The 14,084-nt window shown below is 63.6% G+C and carries 15 protein-coding genes and 1 tRNA gene; 6 read left to right on the top strand and 10 right to left on the bottom strand.

Going from position 1 to position 14,084, the window contains the following annotated elements; translation table 11 throughout:
• The first annotated feature begins 12 nt into the window (after positions 1–12).
• The 3 genes from AC3WMA_RS10090 (at position 13) to denD (AC3WMA_RS10080) (ending at position 2,858) form a co-directional block, all read left to right on the top strand.
• Positions 13–759, top strand: coding sequence for an SDR family oxidoreductase (locus AC3WMA_RS10090; RefSeq protein WP_492285236.1), 747 nt, complete (start codon positions 13–15; stop codon positions 757–759).
• Between the two features lie 97 nt (positions 760–856).
• Positions 857–1,843 carry a D-erythronate dehydrogenase gene (denD, locus tag AC3WMA_RS10085; protein ID WP_492285235.1) on the top strand — a complete coding sequence of 329 codons (987 nt, stop codon included), beginning with the start codon at positions 857–859 and terminating at the stop codon, positions 1,841–1,843.
• Between the two features lie 34 nt (positions 1,844–1,877).
• Positions 1,878–2,858, top strand: coding sequence for a D-erythronate dehydrogenase (denD, locus tag AC3WMA_RS10080; protein ID WP_492285234.1), 981 nt, complete (start codon positions 1,878–1,880; stop codon positions 2,856–2,858).
• Between the two features lie 58 nt (positions 2,859–2,916).
• On the opposite strand, the gene AC3WMA_RS10075 is transcribed toward denD (AC3WMA_RS10080), so the two are convergent.
• From AC3WMA_RS10075 to rplU, 4 genes are all read right to left on the bottom strand, one after another.
• A complete protein-coding gene (locus AC3WMA_RS10075; RefSeq protein ID WP_492285233.1) occupies positions 2,917–3,765 on the bottom strand; it encodes a GGDEF domain-containing protein in 849 nt (282 codons plus the stop codon).
• Between the two features lie 246 nt (positions 3,766–4,011).
• Positions 4,012–4,707: a GNAT family N-acetyltransferase gene (locus AC3WMA_RS10070; RefSeq protein ID WP_492285232.1), complete on the bottom strand. Its 696-nt coding sequence runs from the start codon at positions 4,705–4,707 to the stop codon at positions 4,012–4,014.
• Between the two features lie 155 nt (positions 4,708–4,862).
• Positions 4,863–5,129, bottom strand: a complete 267-nt coding sequence (gene rpmA / locus AC3WMA_RS10065) for a 50S ribosomal protein L27 (RefSeq protein WP_199085184.1) — start codon at positions 5,127–5,129, stop codon at positions 4,863–4,865.
• A gap of 169 nt (positions 5,130–5,298) precedes the next feature.
• Positions 5,299–5,787 (bottom strand): 50S ribosomal protein L21, encoded by a 489-nt coding sequence (rplU, locus tag AC3WMA_RS10060; protein ID WP_336810888.1) that lies wholly within the window; start codon positions 5,785–5,787, stop codon positions 5,299–5,301.
• Between the two features lie 293 nt (positions 5,788–6,080).
• On the opposite strand from rplU, the gene AC3WMA_RS10055 reads away from it, so the two are divergent.
• Together AC3WMA_RS10055 and AC3WMA_RS10050 are read left to right on the top strand one after the other, a co-directional pair.
• Positions 6,081–6,170, top strand: a tRNA-Ser gene (locus tag AC3WMA_RS10055).
• A gap of 111 nt (positions 6,171–6,281) precedes the next feature.
• The gene (locus tag AC3WMA_RS10050) at positions 6,282–7,589 is read left to right on the top strand and encodes an integrase (protein WP_492285231.1); all 1,308 of its coding nucleotides are present in this window, start codon (positions 6,282–6,284) and stop codon (positions 7,587–7,589) included.
• On the opposite strand, the gene AC3WMA_RS10045 is transcribed toward AC3WMA_RS10050, so the two are convergent.
• The 4 genes from AC3WMA_RS10045 to AC3WMA_RS10030 all read right to left on the bottom strand — a co-directional run bounded on the left by AC3WMA_RS10045 (position 7,570) and on the right by AC3WMA_RS10030 (position 11,468).
• Positions 7,570–7,800, bottom strand: a complete 231-nt coding sequence (locus tag AC3WMA_RS10045) for a GAT domain-containing protein (protein ID WP_492285230.1) — start codon at positions 7,798–7,800, stop codon at positions 7,570–7,572. The two genes, AC3WMA_RS10050 and AC3WMA_RS10045, sit on opposite strands and share 20 nt — an antisense overlap.
• Complete coding sequence (locus AC3WMA_RS10040) at positions 7,797–8,900, bottom strand: helix-turn-helix domain-containing protein (protein WP_492285229.1); 1,104 nt, start codon at positions 8,898–8,900, stop codon at positions 7,797–7,799. Before AC3WMA_RS10040 ends, AC3WMA_RS10045 begins: the two co-directional genes overlap by 4 nt.
• 1,720 nt (positions 8,901–10,620) lie before the next feature.
• On the bottom strand, positions 10,621–10,953 hold the full coding sequence (locus tag AC3WMA_RS10035; protein WP_492286086.1) for a hypothetical protein: 333 nt from the start codon (positions 10,951–10,953) through the stop codon (positions 10,621–10,623).
• 26 nt (positions 10,954–10,979) lie between these two features.
• Positions 10,980–11,468, bottom strand: coding sequence for a PAS domain-containing protein (locus AC3WMA_RS10030; protein ID WP_492285228.1), 489 nt, complete (start codon positions 11,466–11,468; stop codon positions 10,980–10,982).
• A 192-nt stretch (positions 11,469–11,660) separates the two neighbouring features.
• Between AC3WMA_RS10030 and AC3WMA_RS10025 the strand changes: the two genes are divergently transcribed.
• Positions 11,661–13,190, top strand: coding sequence for a PAS domain-containing protein (locus AC3WMA_RS10025; protein ID WP_492286085.1), 1,530 nt, complete (start codon positions 11,661–11,663; stop codon positions 13,188–13,190).
• Here AC3WMA_RS10025 and AC3WMA_RS10020 read toward each other — a convergent pair.
• Together AC3WMA_RS10020 and AC3WMA_RS10015 are read right to left on the bottom strand one after the other, a co-directional pair.
• Entirely contained in the window at positions 13,187–13,543 is a 357-nt protein-coding gene (locus AC3WMA_RS10020) for a response regulator (RefSeq protein WP_492285227.1), read from the bottom strand. The genes AC3WMA_RS10025 and AC3WMA_RS10020 overlap by 4 nt on opposite strands.
• On the bottom strand, positions 13,540–13,821 hold the full coding sequence (locus tag AC3WMA_RS10015; protein ID WP_492285226.1) for a DUF6894 family protein: 282 nt from the start codon (positions 13,819–13,821) through the stop codon (positions 13,540–13,542). Before AC3WMA_RS10015 ends, AC3WMA_RS10020 begins: the two co-directional genes overlap by 4 nt.
• Between the last annotated feature and the right edge of the window lie 263 nt (positions 13,822–14,084).

The raw sequence follows: 14,084 nt of genomic DNA, 5'->3' as shown, positions 1-14,084 counted from the left end.
GAGGAAACGGGCATGGCAGGACGTTTGAAGGGCAAGGTCGCGGTTGTCACCGCCGCAGGGCAGGGGATCGGCCGGGCCATCGCCGAGGCCTTCGTCGCCGAGGGCGCCACCGTCTGGGCGACCGACAAGGATGTCGCCCTGCTGGAAGGCATTCCGAAGGCGAAGAAGCGTAAGCTCGACGTGCTTTCCAGCAAGGCGGTCAATGCCTTCGCCGAGAAGGTCGGCCCCGTCGACATCCTCGTGAATGCCGCCGGCTTCGTCCATCACGGCACGGTGCTCGATACCGACGACAAGGCCTGGGATTTCTCCTTCGACCTCAACGTCAAGTCGATGCATCGCACGATCCAGGCCTTTCTGCCCGCCATGCTGGCGAAGGGCTCGGGCTCGATCGTCAATATCGCGTCGGGCGCCGGCTCGGTGCGCGGCATCCCGAACCGCTACGCCTATGGCGCGACCAAGGCGGCGGTGATCGGCCTGACCAAGGCGGTCGCGGCCGACTACATCAAGAAGGGCGTGCGCGCGAACGCGATCTGCCCGGGCACGATCCAGTCGCCCTCGCTCGACCAGCGCATCAAGGACCTCGCCCAGGCGACGAAGACGACCGAAGCCGCCGCCCGGCAGGCCTTCATTGATCGCCAGCCCATGGCGCGGCTCGGCACGGCCGAGGAGATCGCCTGGCTCGCGGTTTATCTCGCGGCGGACGAGTCGAGCTACACCACCGGCCAGATTCATCTGGCCGATGGCGGCTTCGCGCTCTGAAGCCTGACTTCGGAATGGAGGGCGCTTGCGCCCTCCATTCTGCTGATGCGGTTGCCATCAAGAGCGACCCGAGACGCGAACCGGACAGGGAGAGGTCATGCATGTCCTGATCACGGGTGCGGCCGGCATGGTCGGCCGCAGGCTGGCGGAGCGTCTGGCCCGCGAAGGCCAATGCGCCGGCCGGGCGATCGACAGGCTGACGCTAACCGATGTGGTTTCCGCCTCGCTGCCAGCTGAGCTTGCCGGGCGCGCGACGATCCGCGTCGAGGATGCCGGCGATGCCGCCGTCGCCAAGGAACTGGCGGCACTCCGGCCGGACCTGATCTTCCATCTCGCCGCGATCATTTCCGGCGAGGCCGAGCGCGATTTCGACAAGGGCTATCGCGTCAATCTCGACGGCATGCTGAACCTGCTGGAGGCGATCCGGCACGAGGGCGGTGCGGGCTACGTTCCAAAGCTTGTCTTCACCAGCTCCAGCGGCATTTTCGGCGCGCCGTTCCCGCCGTCGATCTCGGACGAGTTCCACGTCACGCCCCTGACCAGCTATGGCACGCAGAAGGCGATCGGCGAATTGCTGCTGGCCGACTATTCGCGGCGCGGTTTCGTCGAGGGCGTCGGCATCCGCTTTCCCTCGATCGTGGTCAGGCCGGGCAAGCCCAATGCCTCGGCCGGCGGCTTCTTCTCCGGCATCATCCGCGAGCCGCTGCAGGGGGTGGAAGCGCTCTTGCCGGTCAGCGACGAGGTGCTCTTCACCCATGCCAGCCCGCGCTCGGCCGTCGGTTTCCTAATCCATGCCGCCGGCCTCTCGCGCGAACAGCTCGGCCCGCGCGTCAATCTGACCATGCCGGGTGTCTGCGTCACCGTCGGCGAGCAGATCGAGGCGCTCCGGCGCATCGCCGGAGACAGGGCGGTGAAGCTGATCCGGCGAGCGCCCGACCCGGCTTCCGCCGCGATCGTCGCGGGCTGGCCGACCCGTTTCGACGCCAAGCGCGCGCTGGCCCTCGGCTTCGCGGCGGAACGCGATTTCGACGAGATCATTCGCGTCCATATCGAAGACGATCTCGGCGGCCATCTTCCGAACTGACGAAACCTCAGAGCAAACCTTCAGGACAGAACCGATGCATATTCTCGTTCTCGGCGGCGCCGGCATGGTCGGGCGCAAGTTCATCGAGCGGCTGGCGCGCGACGGCCAGCTTGGCGGCAAGCCGGTGACCCGCGTGACCGCGCAGGACGTCGTCGTCGCTGCGCCGCCGCTGGCCGCGCCCTTCGATTTCGAGGCGGTGGTCTCCGATCTCTCGATCCACGGCGAATCCGAGAAGCTGATCGCGACCCGGCCGGAGGTGATCATCCATCTCGCGGCGGTGGTCTCGGGCGAGGCCGAGGCCGATTTCGACAAGGGCTACCGGATCAATCTCGACGGCACGCGCTATCTCTTCGAGGCGATCCGCCATGCGGAAGGCTACACGCCGCGCCTGGTCTTCACCTCGTCGGTCGCGGTGTTCGGCGCGCCGTTCCACGACAAGATCGAGGACGAGTTCTTCACCACGCCCTTGACCAGCTATGGCACGCAGAAGGCGATCGGCGAGTTGCTGCTCAGCGACTATTCGCGGCGCGGCTTCTTCGACGGTGTCGGCATCCGCCTGCCGACGATCTGCGTGCGGCCGGGCAAGCCGAACAAGGCGGCCTCGGGCTTCTTCTCCAACATCATCCGCGAGCCGCTGAACGGCGAGGAAGCGGTGCTGCCGGTTTCCGACCAGGTGCGCCACTGGCATGCGAGCCCGCGCTCGGCCGTCGGCTTCCTCGTCCATGCGGCGACGATGGATACCGCCGCGATCGGCCCGCGCCGGGTGCTGACCATGCCGGGCTATTCCTGCACCGTCGCCGAGCAGATCGAGACCCTGCGCAAGGTTGCGGGCGAGAATGTGGTGAAGCGCATTCGCCGCGAGACCGATCCTGTGATCGACAAGATCGTCGCCGGTTGGCCGCGGAACTTCAATCCGCAGCGGGCGCTCGCGCTCGGCTTCAAGTCGGAGGCGAATTTCGAGGAGATCATCCGCGTGCATATCGAGGACGAATTGCACGGCACCTTCGTGAAGTGATTCAATAAAAAGGGCGGCCGGTGAGGCCGCCCTTTTCGTTTGGGACGCTTTCCACCCGTCAGGCGTCGGGCGGGCTGGCGGTGGCCGGCGCGGTCTGGATCACCGCCGGGCGGGCCTCGATGGTCTGCACCCGGTTCCGGCCGTCGCCCTTGGCCTGATAGAGATATTCGTCGGCGATGCGCAGCATGTCCTTGAACTGCTCGCGCACGAGATGGGCCTCATGCACGCCGAAGCTCGCGGTGACGTGCCGGCCCCTGAGCGTCTCGATCCGCAGCTCCGCGATCGCAGCGCGCAAGCGCTCGGCGATCTGCACGGCTTCCTTCAAGCCCGTCCCCGGCAGGAAGGCGCAGAATTCCTCGCCGCCGAGGCGCGCCACCAGATCATAGGGACGCAGCACGCGCTTCATGGTCTCGGCGATGGCGACGAGGACCTCATCGCCGGCATCATGACCGAACGCGTCGTTGATGCTCTTGAAGTGGTCGATATCGAGCACGATGACCGAGAGCGGCTTTTGCTCGCGGCGCGAGCGCGCGATCTCGGAGCCGACCACTTCGGCCAGCCAGCGGCGGTTGCCGAGCCCGGTCAGCGTGTCCGAGAAGGCCTGCCGCTTCAGGTGGTTCAGTTTCTCCTCCAACGTGTTGATGAGGGCACGAACCTCGTCGGTCATGCGCCCGACGTCGTCGTTGCGCTGCTTGACGAGGCGCGGGATGCGGCCTTCGATCCGGTAGCTCTTGAGCCCGCGTGCGAGCTCGCTGACCGGCAGCAGCAGATGCCGCATCACGATGAAGGCAAAGGCGGTTCCGACGATCGTCGCCAGCAGGATGATGACCAGGATAGCCTGGGCGCTGATCGCCGCACCGGACGCGACATAGGCCGCGATGGAGATGATCGGGACGTGGGTAGCCACAAAGCAGCCGGCAAAGGCCTGGGCCAGCAAGGAAGAACCGATAAATTCTCGAATCTGCGTCGTCTTGGCTTTCACAAGGCACACTCCGTTTCCTCCAGAGTGCGCCACGGCTAGCAGCCGGGGTTTTCAGCAAAGATGACCGGTTTGGCTTGCATTTTAACGAGCCCGGACCTTCCCACAGTGAAAAGGGGTGGCGGTCAATGACCGCCACCCCTCAAGATCGCTTGGTTTCCGGTGCGGGAATGCTCAGGCCGGGCAGGGCTCGGCCTGTTCCTGCTGGCGGCGCGAGGGCATGCCCAGCGCCGGCTGGCCGCGCGCGGGTTCCTCCTCCGGTTCCAGCTCCGGCGCATGGGCCCAGCCGCTGGCGCTCCAGCTCTTGAGCGCAGACCAGGTCGAGCGGTCGAGCCGGAACTGCTCGCAGGGGAACAGCCCGCCGCGCGCCGGCAGCGACTTCAGGAAGGAGCCCTCGGCCCGGAAGCCGGACTTCTCCAGAACCCGCCGCGAAGCCGGGTTGATGACGCGGGTATCCGCCTCGATCGCGGCCAGGTCGATCAGCGAGAACAGGCTGTCGATCAGGCCCTGCACCGCTTCGGTCGCGTAGCCCTTGCCCCAATGCGGGGTGCCGAGCCAGTAGCCGATGAAGGGCACGCCCGAGGCCTGCTTGTGCGCGCCGATCATGCCGATCAGCTCGTTCGGCTTCGAACGGGGCGTGATCGCCAGCACGAGATGCTCGCCCAGGGCATTGCCCTTTCGGGCGCTGAAGACGAAGGGCTCGACCGCCTGGGACGGGTAGGGATGGGGAATCGATGCCGTCATCTCCGCCACCGCCTTTTCACCGGCAAGGCGCAGGATGGCATTGGCATCGGCCATACGGGGCCAACGCAGCCAGAGACGGCGGGTCTCGAGCCGGAAGACATCGTCGCGGGTCAGTTCGGGGAACATCTTGTCTCTCCGTCGGCGCAAACGAAAAAAGGGAGCTGGGACTTTGGTCCCATCTCCCCTTCGCTGACCTTCGGGAGACCCTATTCGGGCCTTTTAACCCTTGATCCGTTCGGTTCGATGGAACCGGCGGATCGAGAGATTTCCCTATCCGCCTTTTACTCTGCGGCCTCTTGGGCCGGGACTACGTTCACGAAAGCTCGGCCGAGTTTCGTCGTGAATCGGACTCGGCCATTCGTCGTCGCAAAGAGGGTATGGTCTTTGCCCATGCCGACATTGGCGCCGGCATGCCACTTGGTGCCGCGCTGACGAATAATGATGTTGCCGGAAACGACCGCCTGGTCGCCGAACTTCTTCACGCCGAGGCGCTTGCTTTCAGAATCACGGCCGTTACGCGACGAGCCGCCTGCCTTTTTGTGAGCCATAACGCCCTACCTCAAAAACTGTCGTGTCTCTCTAACCCGAATCGGCGGCGAAAGCCACCCGTCTCGGATACGAAATGCCGGAACACCATTCTGTCAGGAGCGACAGCCCGGGACAAAAGCCTCGGCAATGGTGATCCGGCGCGGATTATCTGCGCCGGGAAACCCGGTCTCAGGCCTCGGACGCCTCGTCCTTGGCCTTCTTGGCAGGGGCCTTCTTGGCCGCGGCCTTCTTCGGCTTCTCAGCCTCCTCGCCGGCCTCGGCCTTGGCGGCCTTCGGCGCAGCCTTCGCCTTGGCGGCGACCGGGGCAGCGGCGGCATCGGCCTTCTTCATCTCCGGCTTCTTGCCGCCGGTGAGGATGTCGGTGATCCGGATGACGGTCAGCTCGGCGCGGAAGCCGCGCTTGCGCTTGGAGTTCTGGCGGCGGCGCTTCTTGAAGGCGATGACCTTCTCGCCACGGGCCTGCTCGACGATCTCACCGACGACGGTGATCTCGGAAAGGGCCTTGGCGTCGAGCGTGGTCTTCTCGCCTTCGGTGAGCATCAGCACCGAGTCGAACGCGACGGTGTCGCCGGCGTTGCCCTCGATCTTGGCAGCGGTGATCTTGTCGTTGGCAGTGACGCGGAACTGCTTCCCGCCGGTCTTGATGACTGCGAACATTTTGTCCTCCATGTTCGGCCCCGTCCTGTCGTGGCTTCCGGATGGAAGCCCGTGGGACGGCTTTTTGGCAGTCGATTGCGTGGTCTGGCTTGCTCCTACAGGCATGCGACGCAGCGCACATGCCAAAAGAGATCAGGCGCGGGTTTCCCCACGCCGGACGGTGCTCGATAGTCGCAAGGCCGGGAGAGGTCAAGCGAAAGCGGCTGTGAAGAGTGGAATTCTCATGCCGGAGAGGCTTGCCCCCCGGGCGCTGCTTGTGTAGTAACCGCCTCGCTTCGACCGAAGGCGACCGCGGACAGGTGGCAGAGTGGTTGAATGCACCGCACTCGAAATGCGGCATACCTGCAAGGGTATCGGGGGTTCAAATCCCTCCCTGTCCGCCACCGCCCCCGCTCCAACTCATTGATGTTTTGCGTTAGTGCCGTCTCTGCTTGACGTTTTGCCGTCTTTCCGCGCAACATTGCGTACAACATTTCGTGTAACGGTGTGCGCTAGTGTCGGATTTCCTTGGGAAGCGTGACGGGTGGTGGCACTATGTCCGGCGGGTGCCGGCGGCTTTCACGGCGTTCGACTCGCGCGGCATCGTCAAGCAATCGACGCGCATCCGTGTGGCGGACGATCCGCGCGGCTACAGCGCCCGCAAGGCGGCGGCGAAGATCAACGCCGAGCATGAGGCCTATTGGCGCGACCTGTTCTTGGGGCAGGGCGAAGACGCCCGGCGGCGCTTCGAAGCGGCTCGGCAATTCACCCGTGCGCTCGGCTTCGACTATGTGCCGGCAGAGAAGCTGGTCGAGAGCGAGCCGGCTGAGATCGTCGCGCGGGTCGAGGCGATCATGGCCAGGGGCCTGTCTCCGGAGACGCCCGCGACCGATGCGGTACTGGGGCTGGTCGCGCCGCCAGCCCTGCGGCTGTCGGGCGTGTTCGATGAGTACGAGCATCTGCAGCGGGCTTCGCTCGCCGACCTGTCGGCCGAGCAGAAGCGCCGCTGGCGCAATGCCAAGAAGCACGCGATCGACCTGCTAATCGAGTTGATCGGCGACAAGCCGCTCGAGGAGGTCACGCGCAACGACGCGCTGGATTTTCGCGATCACTGGCAGGAACGGGTCCTGGCCGGCAAGGTCGAGATCGGCACCGCGAACAAGTCGATCGGCCATCTTAACAAGATGTGGCGGGTGCTGAACACCAAGAGCCGCCTTGGGCTCAGCCCCGTCTTCGCCGAACTGCGCATCGAGGGCGAGGTCACAGCCTCGCGTGCCGCCTTCGAGGCGAGCTTCGTGCAGGACACCTTGCTGCGACCGGGCGCCTTCGGAGACCTCAACTCGGAAGCGCAAGCCATCGTCGCGCTGATCGCCGATACAGGCCTGCGGATATCGGAGGCGGTCAACCTGGCGGCTACGACGATCAAGCTTGATCATGCTGTTCCGCATGTCTCGGTCGAGCCGGATGGACGGCGCATGAAGACGGACCAGTCGCGCCGGACGGTTCCACTGGTCGGCGTCGCACTTGCGGCGATGCGCCGGCATCCAGACGGGTTTCCGCGATATCGCGATCGTAACGCTGGACTCTCTGCGCTGGTCAACCGGGGGATGAGCGAACGCAACCTGCGACCGAGCCCGCAGCACTCGCTCTACTCGCTGCGGCACACTTTCGAGGATCGGCTGACAGCGGTCGAGGCGCCGGAGAAGGTCATTGCTGCGCTGATGGGCCACAAGTACAGCCGCCCAAAATACGGCGCCGGCCCAAGCCTGCAGCAGAAGCGGGAGTGGCTGGAGAGGATCGCGTTCAGGAGCGCCGGCGCATAGCCGGCCTCAGAGCGCTCTTGCTGCCCGCGCTGGCGATGATGGCCTGGGCCTTTGCGATCGGGTCCTGCAGCCCTTCGAGGCGATCACGCTCGGCCAGTAGCTTTTCGAGGAAGGGCGCAAAGCGGGGGCCATGGGCGACCACGCACTGTGCCAGGTGCAGGATCACCGGCTCGAGGCGTGCCAGTGTCAGCTCGTTCTTGGGGGCGGTCATCGGCGCGCCCCTGAGCCGGACGGCGTATGCGATGGCACGAACAGGTCGAACGGCTCGCCCGGATCTGGCAGGCGGATGCCGCGGCTGACCAGCCAGGCACGCCAGGCCTCGGCTTCGGCGCTATCGAGCCCGACCGCAAACAGCCCGGGCAGCGCCGCTGCAGCGGCAGCCAGCTCGTCGCCGCGGACGGTCAGTCCGCGGCCGGCCCGAGCCTCCGCAAACACGAACGTAGCCTTCGTGCCCGACAGCAGCCGGTGCAACACGACTTGCCACCAGGGCTGCGACCACGGCGCCACGATGTGGGCCGCTTCAGTTCCGGTTTGGGTGGGCGCCGTGAGCTCCCAGCGCCGTTCGACAAGGTAGCTCTGCGCCGACACCGCGTAGGTGCGCCCGGCTGCCTTCCAGGCCGCCTGGAAGAGCTCGATGCCGTCGAACGCTGCCTGTTGCTCCTCCGGAGAGAGCGCTCGCCAGGCACTCAGCGAGCGTGAGCGGTTTGAAGCGCCGCGATCGGGCCAAGCGGCGAGAAACGTCTCGAACTGCTGATCGCATGCATGCCGCGCATGGCAACCCGAGTGCGAGTTGGCCTCTGGAATGCTGCTCTCAGCTTGGGCGCGCTCTTTCTCAGAGTTTGACCCTTCTTCTTGGCTATTCGGGCGACACCAGATGTCACCCTTAGCGCCTCCCAATGTCACCCTTAGCTCGGCCAAGGGTGACATCATGGCGTCACCCTTATCTGCGGACACCAGGAGACCTTCGCTAGCGGGTTGTCCTGCACCGCACGCAGACCTGGCCGCAAACTCATCCCATCCGCAGTCGATCAGGACTTCGAGAGCCGGCAGCGCAAAGGCATATTGGGAGGTGTCCCGAGGGCCGTGCCCGCCTTCCTTGAGGCACGCCAGGATCCCAAGATCTCGAAGCGCGCCCAGAACCCGCTGCGCTTGTCGAGTTGAGCATTGGGCGGCCTGTGCGATAGCTCGGACAGACGGGAAGATCCTGCGCCCATTGTGCGAAGCATGTCTGGCGAGCTTCAGCAGTACCAGCTTGGTCGTCTGTGACGGGATGTCCGCATCGAGGATGCGAGCGATGAGATGCACGCTCATCGCTCGCTCCGCGCGCAGGCATAGTTCTGCGACCCGGACGCGAACGACCGAGGCACAGCAGAGATAGGCCCTGGCATGGGCTTTGTTCCTCGTAAAAATGGATGCAGGCAAGCGCTCCGCCCGGAGAATCGGTCAGAGGCTGGATGGCCGCGCTCGCAATCGGCCGATGCCGTGCGAGATCGGTCAGGTTCGGAAAGACGGGCGACGCAGAGCTGCGGCCGCCAGGCCGTTAAGCGGCCGGGCGCACAATGCCCGGATCATACGCCACGCAAAAAACCCGCTGGCCGAAGGCAGCGGGCGAACACCAACTCGGATCAGACGCTAGGTTCAGCTGGCAGAGTCTCTAGACGGGTCTCGACCGACTGGTCGGCGCTGGCAGTCAGAAAGCAGCGCCGAAGTTGATTTGTTTTCTTTCGTCGGCGCGAAAAACTCATCGCGAAGAAAAAAACTCCGCATGAGAAGGCATCCGGTGCGGCGCCTCGAACATGCGGGCACTTTTGACACCCCCCAGCGGTATCCGGATGAGGGCATAGCTTCGCACTTGGTCGCTGGCGAGACGACGCGGGTTCCGTGAGATACAACTTCGCCGAAGCGACGATCAAGCTACCGAAATAACCGTGTCTCATCTGACTCGGTCACGCCAATCGGTGTCAACCGATCAGACGACATGGCTGTGGAAGCGTCTCGGTCTGGGCAAAGCTTCGCACTTCGTCACGAAATAGCGCGACGCGGGGCCCGTGAGATACAAGCTGCCGAGGCAACGATCAAACTACCAGGAAAACCGCACTCGTATTTCGGCAGCTCTGGCGCCAGCCGTCAACCTGGCGGCATGCCAAACTGTGGATATCGGCGGAATAGGGTCAAAGCTTCGCATTTGGTTGCCACCGGCGGCAACGCGGGCCCACGAGATACAAGCTGCTGAAGCAACGATCACACATTGGGAAAACCGCAGCGCGAGTGAAGCCTTCGCGAGCGGGGCAGTCAGCGCGTAAGTAGCGTTCGCCCTGGATGGCTTCCGATTTAGACAAAGCTTCGCACTAGGTCGCTGCGCAGCGCCACGGGCTTGCGAGATACAACTCCGCCGGAGCGGCGATCACACTGACCAAGCTCAACCGTGCACCTAGTCACCGCGATTCGTCCGGCCGCGTCAATCCGATGATGGAGAGCGCCCCAGGCAAGGTTGCCTCTTATCAATGGGGCCGACGACGCGCATAGCTTCGCATTAGGCCGCTGATTATGGCGACACGGGCTTGCGAGATACGAGCCGCACTAGCGACGATCACACTGACCAAGCTCATCCGTGACCAAAAAGGTGCATGCCGTTTGGGTACGGTCAAGAGCCTTCAGCAGAGACGCCTGGAACTACCGCTATTGGCCCATAGCCGACGTCTAGAACTTCTGCTTACTGGCAATTCAATGTGCGCCGCGCCGCAAAGAAAAAGGCCGGCCAAGAACGGACGTCCGGAGCTTTTGGTTTAAAGCACTTCAGTTTGGAGATGAGCCGCGCAGACGGGTAAGCGCCGCGTCGTCCATCGTGTTCCAAGCCTCCCCGGCCTCGCGGTATCGCTATAAGCGCGTATTTCCTCGTTGCTAGGGCGTTCTCGTAATCAGCTCTCGTCGTCGAGCGCGTCGAGTGGAGCAACGAGTGTGAACACCAGGCCTTCCGGCCTATACTCAACGCCGCCCGTGCCACGGAAATAGCTCGCCAGCACTCGCTCGATCATGCGTGAGCCGAAGCCTTACGGGTCGGCTCTTGGACCTTCGGGCCTCCGGCTTCCGCCCAAGTAAAGCGAAATTCGTCGTCGACCGACCATTCTACGTGGACGCGTCCGTCTGCACGGAGCGCGCCGTACTTGACCGAATTCGTCGCCATCTCATGCAGGGCCAGGGCCAAGGCGACGGCGCATTTCGAAGCGATATCTCGTTGCGGCCCGACGATATCAAACCTGTCCAGACCGTGTGGCGCGACAGCACGTTCGACAACGCCGCGAATCGGACCGCGCGCCCAAGCTGACGGCATCAGCAAATCCTGGGCGTCGGCGAGAACGCGGATCCGGTCGTTGAAGGCCTCGCGGGCAGCTAAAGGGATGTTATCACCGCGCAGTGTCGGCCCGCGATCGCCTGGATCATGGCGATCGTGTTCTTCATCCGGTGTTTGAGTTCCTGCGCGAGCAGCAGCAAGCGATCTTCGGCGGCCTTCAACTCGGTGATGTCGCGGGACACGGAGAGGATCCGCTCAGGATTGCCATCGGGGCCGATGATCGGAGAGACCTTCACATCCCAATATCGGGGATTGCCGGCCGCGGTGTTCGCTGCACCCTGGAAGCGATAGCTTCGACCGGCCTGAGCCTCAGCGATCGCGTGCCTGGCTTCGGCGTTCCCGGCATCGGCCCAGAAGTCCGGCCACGGGCAACCCGAAAGCGCGTTGAAGTCGCTGACCTCCATCACGCGCTGGCCGCCCTCGCTCATGAAGGTCAGCTTGCCGTCAAGATCGAGGACCTTGATGCAATCGTCGGACGCAGCAAGGAGACTGCGCATGAAACGGGCTTCGCGTTCGGCGGAGTTCATTCTGATCTGTAATCTGAGTTAGCGTCGCATCCATAAGGATGTACGGCCTGTTTGACGAATCAGCGATTGAACTCGGCGAGGCCGAGAGAGTTGCCATCTCGCTACAGCAATATGCGGCTGCGTCACGCAGCAAATGACATGACCACCGCACTTGCCTTGGGCTATGAGGCACGTCAGGAGATCAACGACACTATGACCGCCGAGACCGAGCACGACCGGATCGAGAGTGAGATCGAGAAGGTCGGCAAGTCGTCGGACCCCTTCGCATCTGCCGTTCGCGCGACGCGGATGCCGATGTTGATCACCGATCCTAACCAGCCCGACAATCCGATCGTATTCGCCAACGATTCCTTCACGCGTCTGACCGGCTACACGCGCGAGGAAGTTTTAGGTCGAAACTGTCGGTTCCTCCAAGGACCAGAGACTGATCCAAAGGACGTCGCGAAGCTGCGGGACGCCATCGCACGCCGTTCGCAGATTGAGATGGACATTATCAATCACCGGAAGGATGGCTCGCGCTTCTACAATCGCGTGCTGATCTCGCCAGTCTTCGACGGTGACGGTCATCTGACCTATTTCTTCGCGTCGCAGTTCGACGTCACGCTGGAGCGCGACCGCTTGGTGCGGCTTCAGCGCGAGTATGACAAGCTGGAGAAGGAGGTCGAACGCCGCACCCGCGAGCTCAGGCTTTCCGAGGAACGCCTGAAGTTTACGATCCAGGCCGCCCGCCTCGGCTCATGGACGCTCGACCTCACCGATATGCGGCTGACCTGCTCGGACATCTGCAAGCGCAATTTCGGGCGCGAGCCTAACGAGCCTCTCACCTATCAGGACCTCATTGCGACGATCCTGCCGGCAGAGCGTCCGCGCATGCAGCAATCGGTCAAGGACGCAATCGAGAACCATCACGACTACGAGCACGAGTACAGGATCGAGACGCCCTCCGGCGAGACCCGCTGGATCATGGCACGCGCACGGCCCTATTATTCCGCGGAGGGCAAGCCGCTCAGCATGGCCGGTGTCACCCTCGATATCACCGAAAGTCGCCGCAACGAGGAACAGCGGCTGCTGCTCACCGCTGAGTTGAAGCATCGCGTCAAGAACTCGATGGCGACCATTCAGTCCATCGCGACGCAGACCCTGCGTAACGCGGGCTCGCTCAAAGAGGCGACGGAGGTCCTCACAGCCCGCATGCAGTCGCTGGCATCGGCTCACGATCTGCTCACCCGTGAGGAATGGCAGAGCGCGACCATCGCAGAGGTTGTCGCGAGTGCCATCGAATCCTTCGACGTCCCTGGCGCCAAGCCCTTTCGCGTCGGCGGTCCAGCTATCAGCCTGCCGCCGCGCGCCGCCATGGCGATGGTGCTGGCCTTGCACGAACTGTCGACCAACGCGGCGAAGTACGGCGCGTTGTCGGTGCCAGACGGGCATGTCGTCATCGATTGGCACGTCGCTGATCACGCCGGCTCGAAGGTGATCGAGTTCCGCTGGCAAGAGGTCGGCGGGCCTGTGGTCACTGGCAAGCCCACACGCCGCGGCTTCGGCACCCGGCTCATCGAGAAGGTGCTGACGGCCGAACTGAATGGCAAGGGCTCGCTAAGCTACCTGCCTTCAGGCGTCGTCTTCACGCTCGAAGCGCCGCTCCCTGATCAGGACAAGATCAGCGGCACGCCGGACGACGAGGAGCTCTTCCGGCGCAATATCAGCTCATCCTTAGACTAACCGATCAGCGACAGCGCCTGGTGCATCTGGCGCTCGGAATAGGGCTTGGTCAGGAAAGTTACGTCGTCCGGCAATTCGCCCGCCTGCAGCTTGTGGTGACCGGACACGACAATGATCAGGATCGGCGGCCATCGATCGCGCACGGCATTGGCCAGCTTGACCCCATCCATGCTGCCGGGCATCTGCACGTCGGTGATGACGACACGGATATCGCCGCGGCTTTCCAAGACGGCTACCGCCTCGTCCGCGTTGGCTGCCTCCAGAACCTCGAACCCCGCGCTTTCGACGATATCCACCGCGTGGATCATCAGCAAAGGCTCGTCTTCTACGATCAACGCGATTGGTTTGCTCACTCACATGATCCGTTCGGAAGCTGCTGCTCTGGGTCCGTCTCCGGCTCTTCGCCGTCGTAACCGCTGAATTCGAGTTTCGCGCGATAGATGGCAGCGCCTTTGTCGTCGTCTAGCTCGACAGCCAAATGAGCCTTGCGCTTTCCAGGGATATGATCACGGGCCATCTCCGTCATTGCGATCTGTGCATCACGGCGGGCCGCCTGTGCGTCGCGGAATTCCATCGGCTCTTCCCGGTCCAACCCTTCGCCGACATCCAAGCGTACATTGTAGGTCGGCATCGCAGCAATCTCCGCCCCCCGGATGCCGAACGGCAGGAGAGGTCACCAAGTTCCGAGACCATTCCGTTCTTTTTGCTATGAGAGATTCGTTGGCTGCCGTGCGGTGGATTTCTCTCCTCTCTCGCATCGACGAAATTACCGCGTGGCTTAAACATCAGGAACTCAAGAGGTAGGTCATGCGCTTCCCGCTGCTGCCCAATCCGTCGAGATCCTGAATCTCGGCATCGGCTCCGCCCCTCAGGGATCGTTGGTTAAGCGAATAC

This window comes from Allobosea sp. FW305-C-101 (assembly GCF_058783685.1).
Note: the sequence above shows the minus strand (reverse complement) of the source record. Positions and strands in the feature narration are given on the sequence as shown.

Bases quoted from the DNA above. Each gene is read 5' to 3' on its own strand.
- AC3WMA_RS10015 (WP_492285226.1), bottom strand. From the start codon at position 13,821: ATGCCGACCTACAATGTACGCTTGGATGTCGGCGAAGGGTTGGACCGG.
- AC3WMA_RS10090 (WP_492285236.1), top strand. From the start codon at position 13: ATGGCAGGACGTTTGAAGGGCAAGGTCGCGGTTGTCACCGCCGCAGGG.
- AC3WMA_RS10045 (WP_492285230.1), bottom strand. From the start codon at position 7,800: ATGACCGCCCCCAAGAACGAGCTGACACTGGCACGCCTCGAGCCGGTG.
- rpmA (WP_199085184.1), bottom strand. From the start codon at position 5,129: ATGGCTCACAAAAAGGCAGGCGGCTCGTCGCGTAACGGCCGTGATTCT.
- AC3WMA_RS10030 (WP_492285228.1), bottom strand. From the start codon at position 11,468: ATGAACTCCGCCGAACGCGAAGCCCGTTTCATGCGCAGTCTCCTTGCT.
- AC3WMA_RS10025 (WP_492286085.1), top strand. From the start codon at position 11,661: ATGACCGCCGAGACCGAGCACGACCGGATCGAGAGTGAGATCGAGAAG.
- AC3WMA_RS10040 (WP_492285229.1), bottom strand. From the start codon at position 8,900: ATGAGCGTGCATCTCATCGCTCGCATCCTCGATGCGGACATCCCGTCA.
- rplU (WP_336810888.1), bottom strand. From the start codon at position 5,787: ATGTTCGCAGTCATCAAGACCGGCGGGAAGCAGTTCCGCGTCACTGCC.
- denD (WP_492285235.1), top strand. From the start codon at position 857: ATGCATGTCCTGATCACGGGTGCGGCCGGCATGGTCGGCCGCAGGCTG.
- denD (WP_492285234.1), top strand. From the start codon at position 1,878: ATGCATATTCTCGTTCTCGGCGGCGCCGGCATGGTCGGGCGCAAGTTC.
- AC3WMA_RS10070 (WP_492285232.1), bottom strand. From the start codon at position 4,707: ATGTTCCCCGAACTGACCCGCGACGATGTCTTCCGGCTCGAGACCCGC.